Origin of the sequence: Streptomyces chumphonensis (genome assembly GCF_014779715.1) — a bacterium.
In the GTDB taxonomy this organism is placed as follows: Bacteria; Actinomycetota; Actinomycetes; order Streptomycetales; family Streptomycetaceae; genus Streptomyces; species Streptomyces chumphonensis.
Map to the genome: position 1 here is coordinate 230388 of NZ_JACXYU010000006.1, position 21845 is coordinate 252232.

At 73.8% G+C, this 21845-nt stretch carries 19 protein-coding genes; 12 read left to right on the forward strand and 7 right to left on the reverse strand.

The window, feature by feature from the left end:
- Positions 1–41 precede the first annotated feature (41 nt).
- The 4 genes from IF129_RS14535 (at position 42) to IF129_RS14550 (ending at position 5533) form a co-directional block, all read left to right on the forward strand.
- Complete coding sequence (locus tag IF129_RS14535) at positions 42–1268, forward strand: arginine deiminase (RefSeq protein WP_191210054.1); 1227 nt, start codon at positions 42–44, stop codon at positions 1266–1268.
- A 90-nt stretch (positions 1269–1358) separates the two neighbouring features.
- The gene (gene argF, locus IF129_RS14540; protein WP_191210055.1) at positions 1359–2363 is read left to right on the forward strand and encodes an ornithine carbamoyltransferase; all 1005 of its coding nucleotides are present in this window, start codon (positions 1359–1361) and stop codon (positions 2361–2363) included.
- 75 nt (positions 2364–2438) lie between these two features.
- The gene (locus tag IF129_RS14545) at positions 2439–3266 is read left to right on the forward strand and encodes an enoyl-CoA hydratase family protein (protein ID WP_191210056.1); all 828 of its coding nucleotides are present in this window, start codon (positions 2439–2441) and stop codon (positions 3264–3266) included.
- Entirely contained in the window at positions 3251–5533 is a 2283-nt protein-coding gene (locus IF129_RS14550; RefSeq protein WP_191210057.1) for a bifunctional salicylyl-CoA 5-hydroxylase/oxidoreductase, read from the forward strand. Before IF129_RS14545 ends, IF129_RS14550 begins: the two co-directional genes overlap by 16 nt.
- A 6-nt stretch (positions 5534–5539) precedes the next feature.
- On the opposite strand, the gene IF129_RS14555 is transcribed toward IF129_RS14550, so the two are convergent.
- The 3 genes from IF129_RS14555 to IF129_RS14565 are packed head-to-tail and all read right to left on the reverse strand — an operon-like array spanning position 5540 to position 8344.
- Positions 5540–5824 (reverse strand): DUF3099 domain-containing protein, encoded by a 285-nt coding sequence (locus IF129_RS14555; RefSeq protein WP_191210058.1) that lies wholly within the window; start codon positions 5822–5824, stop codon positions 5540–5542.
- 41 nt (positions 5825–5865) lie between these two features.
- Entirely contained in the window at positions 5866–6684 is an 819-nt protein-coding gene (locus IF129_RS14560; RefSeq protein ID WP_191210059.1) for a PaaX family transcriptional regulator, read from the reverse strand.
- Between the two features lie 31 nt (positions 6685–6715).
- Complete coding sequence (locus tag IF129_RS14565) at positions 6716–8344, reverse strand: AMP-binding protein (RefSeq protein ID WP_191210060.1); 1629 nt, start codon at positions 8342–8344, stop codon at positions 6716–6718.
- Between the two features lie 123 nt (positions 8345–8467).
- On the opposite strand from IF129_RS14565, the gene IF129_RS14570 reads away from it, so the two are divergent.
- The 3 genes from IF129_RS14570 to IF129_RS14580 all read left to right on the forward strand — a co-directional run bounded on the left by IF129_RS14570 (position 8468) and on the right by IF129_RS14580 (position 11103).
- Positions 8468–9577 (forward strand): acyl-CoA dehydrogenase family protein, encoded by a 1110-nt coding sequence (locus IF129_RS14570; protein ID WP_191210061.1) that lies wholly within the window; start codon positions 8468–8470, stop codon positions 9575–9577.
- The gene (locus IF129_RS14575; RefSeq protein WP_191210062.1) at positions 9574–9972 is read left to right on the forward strand and encodes a RidA family protein; all 399 of its coding nucleotides are present in this window, start codon (positions 9574–9576) and stop codon (positions 9970–9972) included. The genes IF129_RS14570 and IF129_RS14575 overlap by 4 nt, the downstream gene beginning before the upstream one ends.
- A 549-nt stretch (positions 9973–10521) precedes the next feature.
- Positions 10522–11103: a DsbA family oxidoreductase gene (locus IF129_RS14580; protein ID WP_224754948.1), complete on the forward strand. Its 582-nt coding sequence runs from the start codon at positions 10522–10524 to the stop codon at positions 11101–11103.
- Between the two features lie 24 nt (positions 11104–11127).
- Here IF129_RS14580 and IF129_RS14585 read toward each other — a convergent pair whose 3' ends face one another.
- Positions 11128–11610 (reverse strand): MarR family winged helix-turn-helix transcriptional regulator, encoded by a 483-nt coding sequence (locus tag IF129_RS14585; RefSeq protein WP_191210064.1) that lies wholly within the window; start codon positions 11608–11610, stop codon positions 11128–11130.
- 368 nt (positions 11611–11978) lie between these two features.
- On the opposite strand from IF129_RS14585, the gene IF129_RS14590 reads away from it, so the two are divergent.
- A complete protein-coding gene (locus tag IF129_RS14590) occupies positions 11979–13001 on the forward strand; it encodes a helix-turn-helix domain-containing protein (RefSeq protein ID WP_191210065.1) in 1023 nt (340 codons plus the stop codon).
- Here IF129_RS14590 and IF129_RS14595 read toward each other — a convergent pair.
- From IF129_RS14595 to IF129_RS14605, 3 genes are all read right to left on the reverse strand, one after another.
- The gene (locus IF129_RS14595) at positions 12995–14149 is read right to left on the reverse strand and encodes an FAD-dependent monooxygenase (RefSeq protein WP_191210066.1); all 1155 of its coding nucleotides are present in this window, start codon (positions 14147–14149) and stop codon (positions 12995–12997) included. The genes IF129_RS14590 and IF129_RS14595 overlap by 7 nt on opposite strands.
- Complete coding sequence (locus IF129_RS14600; protein WP_191210067.1) at positions 14146–14748, reverse strand: hypothetical protein; 603 nt, start codon at positions 14746–14748, stop codon at positions 14146–14148. The genes IF129_RS14595 and IF129_RS14600 overlap by 4 nt, the downstream gene beginning before the upstream one ends.
- Positions 14749–14819: 71 nt before the next feature.
- Positions 14820–15299 (reverse strand): carboxymuconolactone decarboxylase family protein, encoded by a 480-nt coding sequence (locus IF129_RS14605; RefSeq protein WP_191210068.1) that lies wholly within the window; start codon positions 15297–15299, stop codon positions 14820–14822.
- A 420-nt stretch (positions 15300–15719) separates the two neighbouring features.
- Here IF129_RS14605 and IF129_RS14610 point away from each other — a divergent pair, with 420 nt between their 5' ends.
- From IF129_RS14610 to pabB, 4 genes are read left to right on the forward strand one after another with little or no spacing between them, the layout of a single operon-like run.
- A complete protein-coding gene (locus IF129_RS14610) occupies positions 15720–16805 on the forward strand; it encodes an AMP-binding protein (protein ID WP_191210069.1) in 1086 nt (361 codons plus the stop codon).
- The gene (locus tag IF129_RS14615; protein ID WP_191210070.1) at positions 16805–18178 is read left to right on the forward strand and encodes an aldehyde dehydrogenase family protein; all 1374 of its coding nucleotides are present in this window, start codon (positions 16805–16807) and stop codon (positions 18176–18178) included. The genes IF129_RS14610 and IF129_RS14615 overlap by 1 nt, the downstream gene beginning before the upstream one ends.
- Before the next feature lie 52 nt (positions 18179–18230).
- Entirely contained in the window at positions 18231–19616 is a 1386-nt protein-coding gene (locus IF129_RS14620) for a 3-deoxy-7-phosphoheptulonate synthase (RefSeq protein ID WP_191210071.1), read from the forward strand.
- 53 nt (positions 19617–19669) lie between these two features.
- Positions 19670–21808, forward strand: a complete 2139-nt coding sequence (gene pabB, locus IF129_RS14625) for an aminodeoxychorismate synthase (protein WP_191210072.1) — start codon at positions 19670–19672, stop codon at positions 21806–21808.
- Positions 21809–21845 lie beyond the last annotated feature (37 nt).

Genomic DNA, 21845 nt, shown 5'->3' on the forward strand with positions numbered 1-21845 from the left:
TTCGCTGGGCACGGGGCACCGGCCTCGGGAAGGATGAGCCCATGGGATTCCACGTCGACTCCGAGGCCGGGCGGCTCCGCCGCGTCATCCTGCACCGCCCCGGGCTGGAGCTCAAAAGGCTCACCCCCTCCAACAAGGACGACCTCCTCTTCGACGACGTCCTGTGGGTGCGCCGGGCGCGTCAGGAGCACGACATGTTCGCCGACCTGCTGCGCGAGCGGGGCGTCGAGGTGCACCTCTTCGGCGATCTGCTGACGGAGAGCCTGGACCTGCCCACGGCGCGCGCGCTGGTCCTGGAGCGCGTCTTCGACGAGAAGGAGTTCGGCCCGCTGGCGGCCGACCACCTGCGGGCGGCCTACGACGAACTGCCCTCGGCGGAGCTGGCCCGTGTCCTGGTGGGCGGGGAGACCAAGCGGGAGTTCCTGGAGCGGCACGCGGAACCCATGTCCGTGCGCTTCCACGTCATGGCCCCGGACGACTTCCTGCTCAGCCCGCTCCCCAACCACCTGTTCACGCGCGACACCTCGGCCTGGATCTACGACGGGGTGGCCATAAACGCCATGCGCTGGCCTGCCCGGCAGCGTGAGACCGTGCACTTCGAGGCGATCTACCAGCACCACCCACTGTTCACCGGGGCGGAGTTCGCCTTCTGGTCGCGCGGGGAGAGCACCCACCCCTCGACGATCGAGGGCGGCGACGTCCTGGTCATCGGCAACGGCGCGGTCCTGGTCGGGATGAGCGAGCGCACCACTCCGCAAGCGGTCGAGATGCTGGCCAAGGTGCTGTTCGAGTCGGGTTCGGCGCGCACCATCGTGGCGCTCGACATGCCGAAGGCCCGTTCGTTCATGCACCTGGACACCGTGATGACGATGATCGACGGGGACACCTTCACCCAGTACGCGGGGCTGGGCATGCTGCCGTCCTACACGATCGAGCCGGCGGCCGACGGGGACGAGCTGAAGGTGACCGGGCACGCGCCGGAGCACATGCACCACGCGATCGCCGCCGCCCTCGGTCTGGACGCGATCCGGGTGCTCACCGCCGTGCAGGACGTGCGGTCGGCCGAGCGGGAGCAGTGGGACGACGGCTGCAACGTGCTGGCCGTCGAGCCCGGGGTCGTCGTGGCCTACGAGCGCAACGTCACGACCAACACGCATCTGCGCAAGGAGGGCATCGAGGTACTGGAGATCCCCGGGAGCGAGCTCGGGCGGGGGCGCGGTGGGCCGCGGTGCATGAGCTGCCCGGTGCAGCGCGACCCGGTCGGCTGAGGGGCCGCCCCGAGCGGAACTGCATAGAGATACGATGTCGCGTATATAGTTTCAGTTCGTATCGGTTACGCGACCCAGGAGCCCATCCTCATGGCGACAGATCTCACCGGCCGCCACTTCCTCAAGGAGCTGGACTTCACTCCCGAGGAGTTCCGTCACCTGGTCCGGCTCGCCGCCGAGCTCAAGGCCGCCAAGAAGCTGGGTACCGAGACGCCCCGGCTGCGGGGGCGCAACATCGCGCTCGTCTTCGAGAAGACCTCCACCCGCACCCGCTGCGCCTTCGAGGTCGCGGCGGCCGACCAGGGCGCCGCGACGACGTTCCTGGACCCCTCCGCGTCCCAGATCGGCCACAAGGAGTCCGTGAAGGACACCGCCCGCGTCCTGGGCCGGATGTTCGACGCCGTCCAGTACCGGGGCAGCGGCCAGGAGGTCGTCGAGGAACTGGCCGCCCATGCCGGCGTCCCGGTGTACAACGGCCTCACCGACACATGGCACCCCACCCAGATGCTGGCCGACGTCCTGACGATGACGGAGCACTGCGACAAGCCCCTGAGCGAGGTCGCCTACGCCTATCTCGGGGACGCCCGCTCCAACATGGGCAACTCGTACCTGGTCACCGGTGCGCTGCTGGGCATGGACGTGCGCGTCGCCGCTCCCCGTGCGCTGTGGCCGCACCGGGACGTCGTCGAGCGCGCCCGGGACCTGGCCCGGGTGACGGGAGCCCGGGTGGCCCTGACCGAGGAGGTCGCCGACGCGGTGCACGGCGCGGACTTCGTCGCGACGGACGTGTGGGTCTCGATGGGGGAGCCCAAGGACGTCTGGGACGAGCGCATCGCCCTGCTGTCGCCCTACGCCGTCACGATGGAGGTGCTGCGGGCCACGGAGAATCCCGGGGTCAGGTTCCTGCACTGCCTGCCCGCCTTCCACGACCTCGGAACGGCGGTCGGCCGGGAGATCCACGCACGCCACGGGCTGTCGTCGCTGGAGGTGACGGACGAGGTGTTCGAGTCCGAGCACTCTGTCGTCTTCGACGAGGCGGAGAACCGGATGCACACGATCAAGGCGGTGCTCGTCGCCACGCTGGCGGGCGGCTGACGGCGCCGGGGCCCGGGGGCCCGCGTCTATCGCGCCCTCGTGACGACAGTCATGATGCGGTGATATTTTCGCGTCATGAGCCCGTTCACCGGTTCCGCTCGCAGCACCGACCAGTGGCACCACCTCGACGTCGAACGGGACGACGGCGTCGTCACCGTGACCCTGAACCGTCCTCACCGCCTCAACGCCCTCACCTTCGAGGCGTACGCCGACCTCCGCGACCTGCTGGCGGAGCTGGCGCGCGAGCGCTCCGCCCGGGCCCTGGTTCTCGGTGGCCGGGGGAGGAGCTTCTGCTCCGGCGGCGACGTGGAGGAGATCATCGGCGCCACCCTCGGCGCCGACACCGCCCGGCTCCTCGACTTCAACCGCATGACCGGGCAGGTCGTGCGGGCGATCCGGGAGGCGCCCTTCCCCGTCGTCGCGGCCCTGCACGGCGCCGCCGCCGGAGCGGGTGCCGTGCTCGCGCTGGCGGCGGACTTCCGCGTCGCCGACCCCAGCACCCGCTTCTCGTTCCTGTTCACCCGCGTCGGCCTCTCCGGCGGGGACATGGGCGCCGCCTACCTCCTGCCGCGCGTCGTCGGCCTGGGACACGCCACCCGCCTCCTCATGCTCGGTGACCCCGTTCCCGCCGACGAGGCCGAACGCATCGGTCTCATCAGCCGCTTGACGCCGCACGGTGAGGCCGACGCGGCGGCCGGGGCGCTCGCCCGGCGCCTGGCCGACGGTCCCGCGCTCGCCCACGCCCAGACCAAAGCGCTGCTCACCGCCGAACTGGACCTGCCGCTGGCGGCGGCCGTCGAGCTGGACGCCGCCACCCAGGCCCTGCTCATGCACAGCGCCGACTACGCCGAGTTCCACGCCGCCTTCACCGGGAAGAGGCCGCCCGTATGGCGGGGGAGGTAGCGCACCGCGTCGCCGTCGTCGGCGGGGGCCCCGGCGGGCTCTACGCGGCGGCGCTGCTCAAGCGCCTCGACCCGGCCCGCCGCGTCACCGTCTTCGAACGCAACGCGCCCGAGGACACCTTCGGCTTCGGCGTCGTCCTCTCGGACGAGACGCTGGGCGGCATCGAGGAGGCCGATCCCGTCGTCCACGCGGCCCTGCGCGAGCGCTTCGTGCGCTGGGACACCATCGACGTGGTCCACCGCGGCCGCACGCTGACCTCCGGCGGGCACGGGTTCGCCGCCCTCGGCCGCCGCGCCCTGCTCTCCGTGCTGCACGCGCGCTGCCGTGAGCTCGGTGTCGACCTGCGCTTTCGCACCCAGGCCCCGCCCGCCGGCGAACTCGCCACCGCCCATGATCTGGTGGTCGCCGCCGACGGCCTGCACAGCCCCACCCGCGAAGCCGGTCGGGAGGCGTTCCGCCCGCACCTGACCGCGCACCGCTGCCGCTACATCTGGCTCGCGGCCGACGTCGCCTTCACGGCCTTCCGCTTCGAGATCGCCGAGACGCCCCACGGCGTCATGCAGCTGCACGGCTACCCGTACGCGCCCGACCGCTCGACCGTCATCGTCGAGATGCGCGAGGAGGTCTGGCGGGCAGCCGGGTTCGCGGGCCTGGACGAGGCCGCCTCGGCACGGCGTTGCGCACGCATCTTCGCCGACGCCCTCGGTGGAAGGCCCCTGCGCGGCAACGCCTCGCGGTGGACGCGCTTTCGCACCGTGGTCAACGAGCACTGGCACCACGGCCGGACCGTGCTGCTGGGCGACGCCGCCCACACCGCGCACTTCTCCATCGGCTCGGGCACCAAACTGGCCGTCGAGGACGCCCTCGCCCTCGCCGCCTGCCTGCGCGAACAGCCCGGTGTCCCCGAGGCGCTGGCGGCCTACGAGGCGGAGCGACGACCCGTCGTGCAGTCGGTGCAGCGCGCCGCCCGCGCGAGCCTGGAGTGGTTCGAGGACCTGGCCCGGTACGTGCACCAGCCGCCGCGGCAGTTCGCGTTCAACCTGCTCACCCGCAGCCGTCGCGTCACCCACGGCAACCTGCGGCTGCGCGACGCGCGCTTCACGGCCGCGGTCGCCGGGGAGGCCGGGGTCCCGCCGGACACGCCGCCCATGTTCACGCCGTTCACCCTGGGCGGGGTCCACCTGCGCAACCGCGTGGTCGTCTCACCCATGGACCTGTACGTGGCGCGGGACGGCGTCCCGGGCGACTTCCACCTCGTCCACCTCGGCGCCCGGGCGCTCGGCGGCGCCGGCCTGGTGATGACCGAGATGGTGTGCGTGAGCCCCGAGGGGCGCATCACGCCGGGCTGCACCGGGCTGTGGAACGACGCGCAGGAGAAGGGCTGGCGCCGCGTCACCGACTTCGTGCGGGCGCAGTCGCCGACGACGGCCGTCGGCGTCCAGCTCGGCCACGCGGGCCGCAAGGGCTCCACGCGGGTCATGTGGGAGGGCATCGACCAGCCGCTCGCGGAGGGCAACTGGCCGCTCGTCGCGCCCTCCGCCCTGCCCTACCTCGACGGTGTCAGCCAGCGGCCCCGGGAGCTGACCCGCGCGGAGCTGACGCGGCTGCGCGGCCAGTTCGCCGCCGCGGCCCGCCGCGCCGTCCGCGCCGGCTTCGACGTGCTGGAACTGCACTGCGCGCACGGCTACCTGCTCTCCTCCTTCCTCTCCCCGCTCACCAACCGCCGCACCGACGCCTACGGCGGCGACCTCACGGCCCGGCTACGCTTCCCGCTGGAGGTCTTCGAGGCCGTGCGGGAGGAGTGGCCCGCCGCCCGGGCCCTGACCGTACGGATCTCCGCGACCGACTGGGCCCCGGGCGGCACGACGCCCGAGGACGCGCTCGGCATCGCCGCCGCCTTCCGCGACCACGGCGCCGACGCCATCGACGTCTCCACGGGTCAGGTCGTCCCGTACGAACGGCCCGACCACGGCCGCTCCTACCAGACGCCGTACGCGGACCGCGTCCGCAACACCCTCGGCGTGCCGGTCATCGCCGTCGGTGCCCTCTCCTCCTGGGACGACGTGAACTCCCTCGTCCTGGCCGGTCGGGCGGACCTGTGCGCGCTGGCCCGTCCGCACCTGTACGACCCGCACTGGACGCTGCACGCCGCCGCCGAACAGGGCTACAGCGGCCCCGGCGCCCCCTGGCCCGCGCCGTATCGCGCGGGCAGCCGCACACCGCCGACCGGGCGGACGGACGCGCCCCGCCCGAGGCTCGCCCTCTGAGACCGGTCAGACGTCACCGCGCCCGTCCCCGCCGCCCTCCTCGGGCCCGTCCCCACCCTCGTCCCACCAGCGGTCCGACTCCTCGCGGCGGTTGGCCACCACGGCCGCCACCGGGGGAATGAGCGCGGCCACCACGCACATGCCGATGGCCAGCGGCACGGAGAACAGCCGCACGAAGGCCCAGGCGCTGACGAAGAGCGTCAGGCACACCGCCATCAGCGCGAAGTAGCGTCGCTCCCGGCGCGGCCGCGTCCCGGTGGGGGCGCCGCCCGGGGGCCTGCGGTCGGGCATGTCTCCAGGCTACGCCCGGCGCCGCCGGCCGCGCCGGGACCTCAGCCGAGTTGCTCGGTCACGAACTCCGCCCCCCGGTCCCGCAGCCGCTCGTGCAGTGCGGCGAAGACGGCGGCGGAACGCTCGCCGGGCCAGTCGGCCGGCAGCAGCGACGGGGGCAGGCCGGGGTCGGCGTAGGGCAACTGCCGCCAGGCGTCCAGGGCCGCCAGGTAGTCGCGGTACGCCTCGACGGGTGAGGGGCGGCCCACCAGGTGGGTCCAGGCGGCCAGTACCGGCTCGTGGGCGCCGAGGAAGGCGTGGTGGAGTGCGGCGAGCGCGTCCAGGTCCCACCAGCGGGCGACGGTGTGCGCGGTGGGGGCGAAGCCGGCGTGGCTGCCCAGGAAGAGGTCGACGTACCCGGCCAGGTCCAGCCGCCGCAGGGTGTGCCGGGTCTCCTCCTCCAGGTGGGAGGGTGCGATCCAGACGCCCGGTGCCGCGTGGCCGAAGCCGAGCCGGGTGAGCCGGGAGCGCAGCAGGTGGCGTTTGGTGCGTTCGCTCTCCGGGACGGAGAAGACGGCGAGGAGCCACTGTCCGTCCGGTCGCGGCCGCCGGTAGATCCGTCGGTCGCCGTCCTCCAGGAGCTGCCGGGCGGCGGCGGAGGGCGCGTAGCCCGCGGTCTTGCTCCGGGCGTCGGCGACCGTCAGCAGCCCGCGCCGTTTGAGCCGGGAGACCGCCGAGCGCACGGCGGGGCCGTCCACGTCGAGCGGCGCCAGCAGGCGGATGAGCGCCGCGACGGGGACGCGGGCCCCGGGGGCGAGGTCGCGGCCGTAGGCGCCGTAGAAGGTGAGGATCAGTGATCCGGGTGTGTGCTGCTCTGCCACGCCCGTCACTCTAAGGGCCGTGGCACCCGGGTTACCCGCCGGTCGCGGCGGGGTCGGGTCCGCGCAGCCGGTACCGCTGGAGCTTTCCCGTCGGGGTGCGGGGAAGTGCCGCGGTGAACAGGATCGCGCGCGGGCACTTGTAGGGCGTCAGCTCGGTGCGGGCGAAGGCCCGCAGGCTCTCCGCCGTCGCGGCCGTCGCCGGTACCCCCTCCCGCAGGACGACGTGGGCGACCGCGATCTGCCCGCGCCGTTCGTCGGGTCGCCCGACGACGGCCACCTCGGCGACGGCCGGGTGGCGCAGCAGGGCGTCCTCGACCTCCGGCCCCGCGATGTTGTACCCGGCGGACACGATCATGTCGTCGGCACGCGCGACGTACCGGTAGGAGCCGTCGGGCTCCCGCACGAAGGTGTCGCCCGTGAGGTTCCAGCCCGCCCGCACGTAGCCGCGCTGGCGGTCGTCGGCGAGGTAGCGGCAGCCGACGGGCCCCCGGACGGCGAGCAGACCGGGTCGGCCGTCCGGCACCGGCAGGCCGTCGGGGCCCTGGACCTGCGCCTCGAAGCCCGGCACCGGAACGCCCGTCACGCCGGGGCGGGCGGCTTCGTCGGCGGCCGAGAGGAAGATGTGGAGCATCTCCGTGGCGCCGATGCCGTTGATGAGCCGCAGCCCGGTCGCGCGCTCCCACGCGGTCCAGGTGGCGGCCGGGAGGTTCTCGCCCGCCGACACGCAGCGCCGCAGCGAGGAGACGTCCCGGCCGTCGAGCCGTTCCAGCAGCGCCCGGTAGCCGGTCGGGGCGGTGAACAGCACGCTCACCCGGTGCCGTTCGACGGCCTCCAGCATCTGCTGCGGGCCGCTCCACTCCTCCAGCAGGGCGGAGGCCCCGGCCCGCAGCGGGAAGACGAGGAGCCCGCCGAGCCCGAAGGTGAAGCCGAGTGGGGGAGAGCCCGCGAAGACGTCGTCCGGTTCGGGGCGCAGGACGTGCGCGGAGAAGGTGTCGGCGACGGCGAGCACGTCGCGGTGGAAGTGGACGCAGCCCTTGGGCTGGCCGGTGGTGCCGGAGGTGAAGGCGATGAGGGCGACGTCGTCGGCGGCGGTGTCGACGGCCCGGTACGGCGCGGGGTGCGCGGCCCCGAGCCGGCGCAGCTCGTCCTCCGCGCCGCCGAAGGTGGCCAGCCGCAGCCCGGTGACCTCCGCGCCGACCAGTTCCCCCAGCGCCGAGACGTCGCACAGGGCGTGGCCGATCCGGGCCAGTTCGCACACCGCCCGCAGCTCGGTGCGGCGCTGCGCCGCCAGCACCGTGACGGCGATGGCCCCGGCCTTGAGCACGGCGAGCCAGCAGGCCGCCAGACGCGGTGAGTTCGGGCCGCGCAGCAGGACCCGGTTGCCGGGCACCACGCCGAGGTCGGCGGTGAGCACGTGGGCGATGCGGTCCACCTCGGTGCGCAGCTCGCCGTAGGTGAAGCGGGGGCCGTGGGCGTCGTGCAGGGCCGTGCGGTCCGCGCCCAGCCGCCGTGCGGTGGCGTCCAGCAGCTCGGAGGCGCAGTTGAGCCGTTCGGGGTAGCGGGGGCCGGGGCCGTCGAGCAGGAGCACGGGCCATTGTCCGGGCGGTGGCAGGTGGTCGCGGGCGAAGGTGTCCACGTGGGCGGACCGGCTCAGCTCCATGGCGGGATCTCCCCTTGGGCGCACCGAAGAAATGGGGTGGTTCCTGGCATGCCGTGTGCGGTTGAGCGTAGCGTGATGGTGACGACAGTCAACAGATCGCCATACACGAGCCGGAGGCGCCGGATGCCGCACTTCGCCCTGGAACCCGAGCAGACGGCGCGCTGCGCCGAACTCCGCGCGCTCGCCGCCGAAACCCTGCGACCGCTCGCAGAGCGCGGCACCCCCGGTACCGTCAACCGGCCGCTCCTCGCCGCCCTCGGTGACCTCGGCCTGCTGAGTCGCCTCTTCCCGGTCCGCGCCCTCGAACTGTGCCTCCTGCGCGAGTCCCTGGCCCACGGCTGTACGGAGGCGGAGACCGCCCTGGCCCTCCAGGGGCTCGGCGCCTACCCGATGGTGCTGGCCGGCAGCGCGGCCCAACGGGACCGCTGGCTGCCCGAGGTCGCCGCCGGGCGGGCCGTCACCGCCTTCGCCCTGTCCGAGCCGGACGCCGGGTCCGACGCCGCGGCCCTCGGGCTGCGGGCCCGGCCGGACGGCGCGGGCTGGCGCCTGACCGGCACCAAGACGTGGATCTCCAACGCCCCCGGCGCCGACCTGCTGACGGTCTTCGCCCGCACGGGCGAAGGTGCCGGAGCCCGGGGCGTCACCGCCTTCCTCCTCCCCGCCGACCGGCCGGGGATCTCGGTGACACCGCTCGACATGCTCTCCCCGCACCCCATCGGCACGCTGGAGTTCGACGGCGTCCCCGTCGGCCGTGAGGACCTCCTCGGCGATGTGGGAGGCGGCTTCCCCCTCGCCATGCGCACGCTCGACCTCCTGAGGCCCAGTGTCGGCGCCTTCGCCGTCGGCATGGCCCAGGCCGCGCTGGACGCCTCGCTCGTGTACGCCGACGACCGCCGGGCCTTCGGCGGACGGCTGCGCGAGCTCCAGTCGGTGAGCCACCAACTGGCCGAGATGGCGACCCGGGTGGAGGCCGCCCGGCTCCTCGTCCACGCCGCCGCGGCGGCCTGCGACCGTGGTGGGCCCGGCATCGCGGCCCGCTCCGCGATGGCGAAGCTGTTCGCGACCGAGACGGCCCAGTACGTCGTGGACACCGCCGTCCAGATCCACGGGGCCCGCGCCCTCCAGCGCGGCCACCTCCTCGAACACCTCTACCGGGAGGTGCGCGCCCCCCGGATCTACGAGGGGGCCAGCGAGGTCCAGCGCACGATCATCGCGAAGGAGCTGTACCGGTGACCCTCCACCGCCTCAACCCCGCCGGGCTCGCCCGCCCGTCCGGGTTCAGCCACGCCGTCGTCGCCACCGGTTCCCGTCTCGTGATGCTCGCCGGGCAGACCGCGCTGGACGGCCGGGGGGACGTCGTCCCCGGCGGGCTGCCCGCGCAGTTCGAGCGGGCCCTGACGAATCTGCTGACCGCCCTGCGCGCCGCCGGCGGTGCCCCGGCCGACCTCGCCCGCGTCACCGTCTACACCACCGACGTCCCCGCGTACCGGACGCACGCCACCGTTCTCGGGGGGATATGGCGCACCCATGCGGGCCGCGACTACCCGGCGATGGCCCTCGTCGGCGTAGCCCGCCTGTGGGACGAGGAGGCCCTCGTCGAACTCGACGGCCTGGCCCTCCTCCCCTGAGCCGAGCGGTGTGCGCGCGGGGCGCGCGGCCGTGGCCCACACCCGCTTCCCGGGCACGTTCCGAAGGTCCCGGCTCCGGAGCGAAGGGGAGGGGGAGCGAGAGGAGAGGGAAATGCGCGCGGTCCGCCGGAAATATCGACGGGGCTCAGGTCCCGGCGATTCTTTTCAGCCTTTCGCGGTCAGCCGCTCGGGGTGCGCCCCGGCGTCGTTCGCGGCGTACGTGGACTCCGGCGGGGCGGGCCGCGGGGGTGGGAACGGCCGCCGGATTCGTGCGGGAGCAAACACGGCGAACTCCTCCCGCGGCGGTCGGCGGTGAGTCCGCTTCACCTGAACTGCCGGGCTTGTCCGATCGCTTCGGGCGGGTGGACCAGTCGGCGCGCCGGGATCACCTGACCACCGGAAACGTCGCTCAGGGGTAGGAACCGGGCTCACGGGGTAATGACGCGCGTATATTCCTTTGGGGCCCGCCGCTGCCGAAGGTGCGTAAGGGTTCGGTCCGGAACGCCGGCGGACGGGGGGCTCGGCGAAGTGGGAGGTGTGGGCCGTTCCATGGTCATCCGCATATGGTTCAACTACTTGTCTCCTTTCAGTATGTTGACCCGGCGCATCGTCGGGAGCACGCTGGCCGGGGCGGCCGTGGAGGTCCGGTGGTTACCGCATGAGGGGGGAGTCCTGCGCCAGGGGCCGCTGCCACCTATGGGCCTCGTCTGGGAGTTCGGGGTCCGCCGCCTGGCGAGCAGGCTGGGCGAGGAGGTGGGGGCGTGCGCTCCCAGACCGACCAGCGGGGGGCTGGCCCTGCGCGGCTATCAGTACGCCTGCGACCAGGGACTGGGGGAGAACTACAGCGACCACGTCTACGCCGCCTACTTCTCCGAGGGCCGTGACATCGGGGCTCTGGGGCAACTGGTGGGGGCGGCCGAACGGGCGGGGCTGGAGCCCGAGGCCTTCCGAAGAGCCGTCACCTCGCAGCACTACGCCCAGCGGCACCGGGCGGCACTGCGGGAGGGGCGCAACGTGACGGTGGTGCCGACGCTGGTCTGCGGTCGGCATCGGATCGAGGGGGTGCCCACGGAGGCCCAGATGGACCGCCTGACCGCCGACGCGGGATCCCCGCGGGTGCTGCGGCCGTGAGAGCGAACGGCACCTCGGTCGGGCTCAGTTGCCCCGACCGGCGGTCGTCGGCTCACCGGCCTCGTCGATGTGGGCGAGCGTCGTGTTGAGCGCCTGCAGGAGGTGCGCCGCCGTGCCGCAGGGCAGACGGGCGAGCAGGCGGGCATGGCACTCGGTGACCGTCTCGGCCACGAGACGCGTCAACTCCGCTCCCTCGGGAGTGAGATGGACCCAGTTGCTCCGACCGTCGCGGGTGTTCGCCTCGCGGTTGACGAAGCCCGACCGGGCGAGGCGCTGAATGATGTTGCTCGTCCCTCCGGACGACAGTCCGCAGGTGGCCGCCAGTGACGTCGGCCGCAGGCGCTGGTCCTGGGCCCTGAGCAGGGCTCTGAGGATGTCGGCCTCCGCCCGGGTGAGTCCGACGCGGGCCGCTGCGGCAGCGGTCGCGGAGCTCAGCAGCTGACCCAGTCGGTCCACCTGATGGGCGAGCAGGGCGGGGTTCACCGTGAAGTCGTCCGAAGGCGCCATTCAGCGTTCTCCTTCTGCTTCTGGAGCCTCTGCTCCCCGGACCGGTTCGCGCAGCGACTAGCGAAGGCTCGATGCGGGGGCGCGAAGCCGAAGAGGGGGCTGTCTGACTCCCACTCCGTGGTGAAGGCGGCCCCCGGCGCCCTTGCTTGAGCAAGTGTAAAAGGCAACGTTCGCCGACGGGGTGGGCCCTGGCAATATTGGCCAGTTGATTCCGTGGAGCGCGTGATATTAGCATGGAGATGTACCTTTCTGGAAAGCTTTTTGAGTGCGGTCGCACGGTTCTGCTCGGGGCCCGACATCTCTCCGCGCGTGGCCAACCGTGCGATGCGCGCAGTTGGCCACCCCGACGTCCGCACACAGAAGGTCACATGATCAGTCAATCCGGACTCGCCCGTAGAACCGCCGCGTTACCCGAGCCGTTCGACGCCCCCGGCCCGGACCGTCTCTCTCCCGCCGTCCCGGTGCCGATCGCCGACCTGCGTCCGGCCGACTCCCCGCGCTCGGCGGCGGGGAACTCCGACCACCTCCGGGCACTGGCCGCGTGGCCCGGCGAACTGCCACCCGTCATCGTCCACCGTTCCTCGATGCGGGTCATCGACGGGACGTACCGGCTGCGCGTCGCCGTGCTGCGGGGGGCCACCCACATTTCGGCGCGGTTCTTCGACGGCACCCCGGAGGACGCCTTCGTGCTCGCCGTCACCGCCAACTCCACCCACGGGCTGCCCTTCACGCCGTCGGAGCGTTCGGCGGCGGCTGCGCGCATCCTCGCCACCCACCCCCACTGGTCGGACCGCTCCATCGGAGCGGTGACGGGCCTCTCGGCGCACGCCGTCGCCGCCATGCGCCGACGGGCCGCCCTCCCCGCCGGGCCGGTCCGGGTCGGCCGGGACGGCCGGACCAGGCCGCTCAGCACCGTGACCGAACGTCAGGAAGCGCGCCGCCTGCTGGCCGAGGAGCCCGGTCTGTCCCTGCGGGAGATCGGCCGGCTCACCGGACTCTCGCCCACCACGGTCCGGGACGTACGGGACCGGGTCCGGCGGGGCGAGGACCCCGTCCCCGCCCGGCTCCGACGCCCCGCCCCGGCCGGTGGGCCGCCGCCCGCGCCCCGGCGGCCGGTCCGGTCCGCCACCGTGCCCCGGCCCGGACCGGCGAAGGAGCTGGGCGACCTCTACGGAAGCCTGTGCGGCGATCCGGCGCTGCGCCACAGTGAGTCCGGGCGGGCGCTCCTGCGGCTGCTCGGGCAGTTGAAGGTGGCGACGGAGGAGTGGGGTGCCATGGCGGAGGCGGTCCCGGGGCACCGGAGCAAGGACGTGGCGGAGATGGCCCGCGCCTGCGGCCGGTTGTGGGAGGCGTTCGCGGAGCAGGTGGGCGGCGGCGCCCGGGGTCAGTAGCGGACGGAGCGCAGCCGCGGTCCGTAGGGCGCGGCGTCCAGCCAGCGGCCCGCCGCGGGCGACCAGGGCGCCACCGCCGCCGCCGCGCGCTGCGCCCAGCGCTGCCGCCGGCGGGGCGCGAGCAGGTGGTGCAGGGCACTGCCGGCCGCCGCCACGTTCTGCTCCGCCGCCCGGCGGCGCTCGTGGCCGTAGGTCGCGACGGCGTCCTCGCGCACGGCGCGGGCGGCGGCCACCGCGTCGGCGATGCCGGAGTTCATGCCCCGGGCGCCGAACGGGGGCAGCAGGTGGGCGGCCTCCCCCGCGAGCAGGACGCGCTCCTGCGGGTCGGTGAAGCTCTCCGCCACGCGCTGCTGGAACCGGTACACCGACGTCCAGGTGATCCGCGGCCCGTTCAGCTGGGGCACGACCTCCGACAGGCGCCGCGACGTCTCCGCGCCGACGCGGTCCGGGTCCTCCCCGGCGCGGCACTGCACGTCGATCCGCCAGCCCCCGCGGAACGGGACGAGCAGGACGTTCCGCCCCAGCGCGGGGTGCCGGTAGTGGAAGACGCGTTCCGGCTCGGCGGGCAGCGTGCCCTCGTCGACATCGAGCACGACGAAGTCGGCGGGCGTGGTCACGCCCGCCATGGCCACCCCGAGCTCCGCGCGCACGACGGAGCGCGGCCCGTCGCAGGCGATGAGGTGGCCGCCCCGGTGCTCGGCGCCGGAGGCGGTGCGCACGCGCACCCCCTCGCGTCCCGCGGTCACCCGGTGCACGGCGTCGCCCCAGCTCACCGGGATGCCGGACGCCTCGCACGCGTCGCGTAGGAGATCCTCCAGCACCGTCTGCGGCAGGCTGGTGAAGGGAGGGAGTCCCGAGCCCGCCGGGCCGGTGGGGAAGGACCGCCGGTGGACCTCCGACCCCGCCCACAGCGTGCGGTGGGTGGACCAGGTCAGCCCCGCCGCGGCGACGGCGGCGCCGAGCCCGGGGCGCACGGCCTCCAGATGCCGGAGCGTCGCGCGGTGGACGAACAGGGCCCGGCTGCCCGCGCGTTCCTCGTCACGACCGCGTGCCTCCAGGACGCGGGGCGAGAGCCCGGACGCGGCGGCCGCCAGGGCGGCGCTCAGTCCCACCGGCCCCGCACCGGCGACGAGGACGGACCGGCTCACGCGGGTGCCCCTTCGCGCGGGTGCGACCGGGCGGGTCCGCCGCCGGACGGCCGTCGGCCGCTCGGCACCACGGCGGGGTTGAAGTGCTCGACGACGTACAGCGGCGCCTCGTCGGCCAGATGCAGCAGATAGCCCCGGCGGACGGCGGGGGAGCCCGGCGCACCCGGCCACGGCGCGGTGCCGGCGCTCAGCAGGGTGCGCCGCTGGGTCATGCCGGTGCGCAGCAGCGTGCTGCCCAGCGGGGTGCGGGGGCAGGTGACGGCGTCGAGGACGGCCGGTGCGGCGGGCACGCGACCCGTCACCAGGTTCCGGGAGACGGTCAGGCCCTGCGGGGTCACCAGCTCCGTCAGCCGCACCAGCCAGGGCGTGCCCGGTGCCGGCCGGGCCGCGTGGGGCAGGTGAAGCCGGTCCGCCTCTCGTGGCGGCCCCGTCCGCTGGCTGACGAGGCGCAGCAGCAGCGGCTGTCCGGTCCGCAGCCGGAGCTGTTCGGTCGTGGACCCGGTGTGCCCGACCAGCCGCCGGGTGAAGGGGTCGGCGAAGTGCTCCCACCGCGCGGGCTGCGGCGGGGTCGAGGTTCCGGTGTTCCCGCGCGTGCGCATGGTCGGCTCACCCTCGGCTGGACGGGACGGAGCCGTTGTGGCCGCGCCGGCGGCCACAACGGCCGGGAGGGTCACTCCCCGGGGTGGTAGTTCCCCGGCGCGAGGCGGGCGGTGATGGCCAGGCGGTTGTAGCTGTTGATGGCGACGACGACCCAGACGAGCTGGGCGAGCTGCGCCTCACCCAGGGCGTCGCGGCCCCGCTCGAAGACGTCGTCGGGCAGCTGACCGTCGTGGATGAGGGTGACCGACTCGGCCACCTCCAGGGCCGCGCGCTCGCGGTCGCTGTAGAAGGGGGTCTCCCGCCAGGCGTTGAGCGCGTAGATGCGCTGCTCGGCCACGCCGGCCCGGCGGGCGTCGATGGTGTGCATGTCGATGCAGAACCCGCATCCGTTGATCTGCGAGGCGCGGATGCGCACGAGGTGGAGCAGCTCGCTCTCCAGCCCGGACTCCTCGGCCGCCTTGTCGGCCTGGCCGGCCAGCCGGTGCATCACCGCGTAGGTGGAGGAGGAGAGTTCACGGAGGTCGAGGCGCTCGTTCTTTCCGGTAGCCATGCGCTGACCATATGTGACTCGAAGTGGTCGCCCAACTTCCGGAACGACATCCGCAGTTGAACGTTTTCGACGGCGTCCCGCCAGGCCGGTCCGCGATCTGCTAGCGGTGGGCTCGGCTCCCGCTCGGCTTCTCCTTGACAGGCGAACTGTCTCGCGCGAAAGATAACTGTGCTCGCCGGAACGATGACGCACGGTCCGGTTCGACGCGTGACCACATTTCCCTGGCTGACCACCAGCACCACCTGCACCACCAACCACCTGCACCACAGCACGACGTGCTCCACGCCGCGGGTTTCGCCGGTGCGGGCTGCCGTCCAGGCGTCCGACCTTCCCGCGGTCCGCCACGTTTCCACCTCCGGATCCGTCCCGCCGCGCTCCGACGGTGATCCGGGACCGACCGATGAAGGGCCGCAGATCAACATGCCTGAGCTGACCCCTGGCACGTCACGGCCGCAGGACGAGGCCGCCGTCGCCGCGCACCTGAACGCGATGATGCGGTGGCACTTCGAGCCCGCCACCGGTTCGCCGTTCTGGCTGAACAGGACGGGAAGTCTCGGCTTCGACCCGTTGACCGACATCACCGGCCTGGCCGACCTGCGCCGCTTCCCCGACGTCAGCGACGAACTGCGCACCGTCCCGGTCGAGGAGCTCTTCCCCAAGGGCGCCGACGCCGCGTCCTTCGACGTCTTCGAGTCCGGCGGCACGGTCGGCGCGCCGAAGCGCATCGTCGACAGCACCGCGCGCACCCGGAACGTCGACTGGGTGAGCGAGGTGCTCGCGGAGCACGGCTTCCCCGCCACCGGCCACTGGCTGCACGTCGGCCCCACCGGCCCGCACGTCGTCGGGCGCACCGTGCGGCACCTCGCCCAGCTGCGCGGCGGTGTCTGCTTCACCCTGGACTTCGACCCCCGCTGGGTGAAGCGGCTCATCGGCTCCGGGCGCACCGACCTGGCCGCCGAGTACCGCGAGTACCTGCTGGACCAGATGGAGCTGGTGGTCCGCTCCCAGGAGATCAAGACGCTCTTCATCACCCCGCCCGTGCTGGAGGCCGTCTGCGCGCGGTCCTCCCTGCACGAGCGCCTGGCCTCCACCGTCGAGGGCATCCTGTGGGCGGGGACGAGCATGAGTGCCGAATCGCTTCGCCAGGTCGAGGAGTTCTTCTTCCCCCGGGCGAAGGTCGCCGCCATCTACGGCAACACGATCATGGGCATCGCGCCCCAGCGTCCGCCCGAGGAGGGCGACGAGCACCCCTGCGTCTTCCGGCCCTACTTCCCGCAGTCCGTGGTCGAGGTCCTGGACCCCGACACGGGCGAGGAGGTCGAGTACGGCCGGCGCGGACAGGTCCTGATGCACCAGCTGAGCCACGACATGTTCCTGCCGAACGTGCTGGAGCGGGACACCGCCATCCGGGTGCGCCCGGCGTCCGGGGACACCGTCGACGGGCTGGCCGACATCGCCCCCCTGCGCACCGACGACGCGCCGACCGTCGTGGAAGGGGTCTACTGATGAGCGCGCTGCCCGTGGTCAACCCGGTCATCTCCGGGCGCGAGGTGGACAGCCGGGACCGCTCGACGCTGACCGGTGTGGACGGCATGCCGCTCGCGTCCGTGGGCCTCGCTCCGCGGCTGCTAGCCCAGGCCGCCCTCAACCGGGTGCGCGCCGGTGCCGCCGACCCCGCGCCCGACGCGTCCGTCTTCGCCAAGGCGGGCGAACTGTTCGCCACCGCCGAGCTGGAGGGGGAGACGCCCGAGGAGTACGGGCGCCGCGTCACGCTGGCCACCGGTACGCCGCTGGGCGCCGTCCACCGGGCCATCGAGGGCATCCGGGCTCAGCTGGGCCGGATCGAGCGGCTCAACCAGGCCGAGCTGCCGGCTCCGTTCGCCGAACCCGGCTTCGCCACCCGCTGGCTCCCGCGCGGCGACCTGCTGGCGGCCGTCGTCCCCAACAACCACCCCGAGCCGAACGTCACCTGGGTGCGCGCCCTGGCGATGGGCGTCTCGGTCCTGGTGCGCCCCGGCAGCAAGGACCCCTTCACCCCCCGGCGGCTGTTCGCGGCCCTGCTCGCGGCGGGCACCGGACCCGACCGCGCGGCCCTCCTGCCGGGTGGCCACGAGGTGGGCGAGCACCTCCTCGCCGAGGCGGACCTGGGCCTCGTCTACGGCGGCCCGGCCGCCGCGGAGCGGTTCGGCGCACGGCGTGACGTCCTCGTCCGGGGCCCGGGCCGCAGCAAGGTCCTGGTCGGCCCCGCCGCCGCGCAGGACGAGGGCCTGCTCGGCGACCTCGTCGAGTGGATCGCCGACGACGGCGGCGTGCGCTGCAACAACATCTCCCTGGTCCTCACCAGCGGGCCCGTCGCCCCGCTCGCGGACGCGCTGGCCGAGCGCCTTGCCGCCCTGCCGGTCCGTCCGGTCACCGACCCGGCGGCCACGCTGCCCGCCATGGCACGGGAGAGCGGGGCGCTGCTGGCCGAGCACCTCACCGGAATGACGGAGGGCGCGGTCGACCACAGCACCCACCGGTACCCCGACGGCCTCTGCGGCGACCCGGGAGACGGCAGCGCCGTCATGCGTCCGCTCGTCGTGTCGGTGAGCGAGGCGACCGCACCGATCGTCGGCACGGAACTCGGCTTCCCCTTCGTCGTCGTGGCCCCCTGGCACCCCCGGGACGGCACCGCCCCGCTGCGCGAGTCGCTGGTCGTCTCGCTGCCCGACGAGCACGCCGAGCTGGCCGAGCGGGTCCTGCGGGAGCCGAGCGTCCGCAAGGTCGTGACCGGCCGGGTCCGGCCCTGGACCTCGGTCCCCGAGATCCCCCACGACGGCAGTCTCGCCCAGTTCCTGCTCGAACCGAAGGGCCTGGTCTCCGCTGCGCCGGAGAGCTGAGCCCGCCGCCGGCGGGCTCCGTGCCCGCCACGTCCACGGAAGAGATGAACGGGTGACCACGACCGATTTCGCACCTGCGCCCCCGACCCATTCCGACGCCCACGCCGGGGCCGCGGCCCTTCCGCTCCCCGGCCTGCACTGGCGGCACCTGCCCGCCGAACAGCAGCCGGAGTGGCCCGACGCCTCCGCCGCCGCCCGGGTCCAGGACCGGCTCGCCCTGTGGCCCGCCCTCACGGCCCCGGCCGACGTGCGGCGGCTCGGCTCCGCCCTCGTGGACGTCCGCGCGGGCCGCGCCTTCCTGCTCCAGGCCGGCGACTGCGCCGAACCCACCGGCCCCGCCGCCGTCCACGCGGTCCGGGCCAAGCACGAGGTCATCGGCGCGCTGGCGGAACTCCTCAGCGAGCGGCTGGACCTGCCGACCGTCACCGTCGGCCGCATCGCCGGCCAGCACGCCAAACCGCGCTCCAAGCCCGTCGAGTGGTACGAGGGCCGCGCCCTGCCCGTCTACCGGGGCGACCTGGTGAACGGGCACGCGCCCGACGAGGCGTCCCGGACGGCCGACCCCGCCCGGATGGAACTCGCCTACTCCACCTCGCGCGCCGTGATGAACGAACTGCGCCTGCTGGCCCACGCGTCGGCGGGGGAGCAGGCCCTGCGCGAGCTGAACGGCGGGCGCGGCGGCAGCGCCTACCCGGTGCGGACGTGGGACGGCAGCCTGCGGTCCGTGCTGCGCGACTACGGCCAGACGGTGCCCGGCCCGGAGGGCTGGACCCGCACGGGGCTGTGGACCAGCCACGAGGCCCTCGTCCTGGACTACGAACAGCCCCTGGTGCGGCGGGACCCGCACACCGGGCAGCAGTACCTGCTCTCCACGCACTTCCCGTGGATCGGCGACCGCACGCGTCAGGTGGGCGGCGCCCACGTGGCCTTCCTCGCCGGCATCGCCAACCCCGTCGCGTGCAAGGTCGGGCCCGGCACCCGGGAGGAGGACCTGCTGCGGGTCTGCGCACGCATCGACCCGCACCGCACGCCCGGACGGCTCACCCTCATCAGCCGTCTCGGCGCCGGTCAGGTACGGGACCGGCTGCCCGCCCTCGTCCGCGCGGTGCGCGGGGCCGGACACGACGTCGCGTGGCTGTGCGATCCCATGCACGGCAACACCGTCACCCTCGGGAACGGACTCAAGACCCGCCGGGTCGCCGACGTCCTCACCGAGATCACCGGGTTCTTCGAGGTGCTGGGCCGGGCGGGCGTCTGGCCCGGAGGCGTGCACCTGGAGATCGCCGGCGAGGAGGTCACCGAGTGCCTCGGCCCCGGCGGCCCCTCCTCCGAGGAGCAGCTCACCCAGGCCTACCGCACCCTGTGCGACCCGCGGCTCAGCAACGCCCAGGCGTTCCACGTCATCGAGGCCGTGGCCGACCTGCTGCGCCACCACTGAGCCCTTTCCCCACCCGAGCCGGAGGTACGTGACTTCGGCAGAAAGCGACACGCATGCGCACTCTGCTGATCGACAACTACGACTCGTACACCTACAACCTCTTCCAGCTGATCGCCGAGGTCAACGGTGCCGAGCCCGTAGTGATCACCAACGACGCACCGGCCACCGCCGTTCCGGAGCTGTCCGACTTCGACAACGTCGTCGTCTCACCAGGCCCCGGCCACCCCGGCAGGGCGCGCGACTTCGGCATCGCCACCGACGTGCTGGAACGCAGCGAGATTCCCGTCCTCGGCGTCTGCCTGGGGCACCAGGGCATCGGCCTGGGGGCGGGAGCCGCCGTCGTCCCCGCCCCGCAGCCGCGACACGGCTACCTGAGCACCGTCCGGCACCACGGCGAGGACGTCTTCGCCGGTCTGCCGCAGGACTTCACGGCGGTGCGCTACCACTCCCTGAGCGTGGCCGAGCCGCTGCCGCCGGAGCTGGAGGCCACGGCCTGGTCGGAGGACGGCGTCATCATGGGGCTGCGGCACCGCACCAGGCCGCTGTGGGGGGTGCAGTTCCATCCCGAGTCGGTGTGCACCGAGTACGGCCGGCAGCTCCTGGCGAACTTCCGCGACCTCACCCTCCGGCGCGGCACCGGCGCCCCGGCCGACCGCGCCCCCGCCCCGACCTCCCCGGCCGCGCCGCCCGCCCCCGCGCCGCCGAAGGCCCAGGCGCCCGGCGTCCGGCCCGACGAACCGTCCGCCGGACTGCGGGTGCACCTGCGCACCATCGAGACCGCCGTGGACACCGAGGCCGCCTTCACCCACCTCTACAGCGACTCCGCCGCCCCCGCGTTCTGGCTCGACAGCGCCCACGTCGAGCCCGGCCGGTCCCGGTTCTCCTTCATGGGCGACGCCTCCGGCCCGCTGGCCGAGCTCGTCCGCTACCGCACCGGCGAGAAGGCCGTCGTCGTCGAACGTGCCGGACACCCCGCGCGTCCGGTCCCCGGCGACATCTTCGACTACCTCCAGCGCCAGCTGCGCCGGCGCCGGGTGGACCTGACGGACGTGCCGTTCGACTTCTCCGGCGGCTACGTGGGGTACTTCGGCTACGAGCTCAAGGGCGACCTCGGCTCCGTCAACCGCCACACCTCGCCCGTGCCCGACGCGATGTGGCTCTTCGTGGACCGCTTCGTCGTCGTGGACCACTTCGAGGAGTGCACCTACGTCGTCGCGCTCTCCGACCCCGACACCGAGGTCGCGGCGGCGCGCTGGGCGGACGCGGCGGTGGCCTCGCTGCTCTCCCTCCCGCCGGTGTCGCCCGTCCCGCCGCCCCCCGGCACCGACGCCGGATCCTGGCTGCTGCACGACCGCGAGCAGTACCGGGCCCGGATCGCGGAGATCCAGCGCTACCTGCACGCCGGGGAGAGCTACGAGGTCTGCCTGACCACCTCCGCGTGGCTGCCCGCCGCCGACGGGGACGGCTACGCGTACTACCGCGCCCTGCGCCGCCTCAACCCCGCCCCCTACGCCGCCTACCTGCGGCTGGGCGACGTCGAGGTGGCGAGTTCCTCCCCCGAGCGGTTCCTGTCCATCGACCGGTCCCGGGTGGTGGAGACCAAGCCGATCAAGGGGACGGTCCACCGCAGCCCGGACCCGCAGGAGGACGTGCGGCTGCGCGACTCGCTCGCGGCCGACGCCAAGACCCGCGCCGAGAACCTCATGATCGTGGACCTCCTGCGCAACGACCTCGGCCGGGTGTGCGAGATCGGCAGCGTCCACGTGCCCCGGCTGATGGCGGCCGAGACCTACACCACGGTGCACCAGCTCGTGTCCACCGTGTGCGGGCGCGTCCGTCCCGAGAACGACGTGATCGACGTCGTGCGGGCCTGCTTCCCCGGCGGCTCCATGACCGGCGCCCCCAAACTGCGCACGATGGAGATCATCGACTCCCTGGAGGACGAGGCGCGGGGGGTCTACTCCGGGGCCATCGGGTTCCTGTCCACGAACGGCACGGCCGACCTGAACATCGTCATCCGCACCGCCGTGCGCAGCGACGGACGCTGGCGGGTCGGCGCGGGCGGGGCCATCGTCCTCGACTCGGACGCCGACGCCGAGTACGACGAGGTGCTCCTCAAGGCCGCCGCCCCGCTGCGGGCCCACGCCGCCGGGGAGACGGCCGACAGCGCGCAGGTGCCGCTGCCGGGCTGACGCCCCCTCCACCCACCAGCCGGGACCCGACGACGAC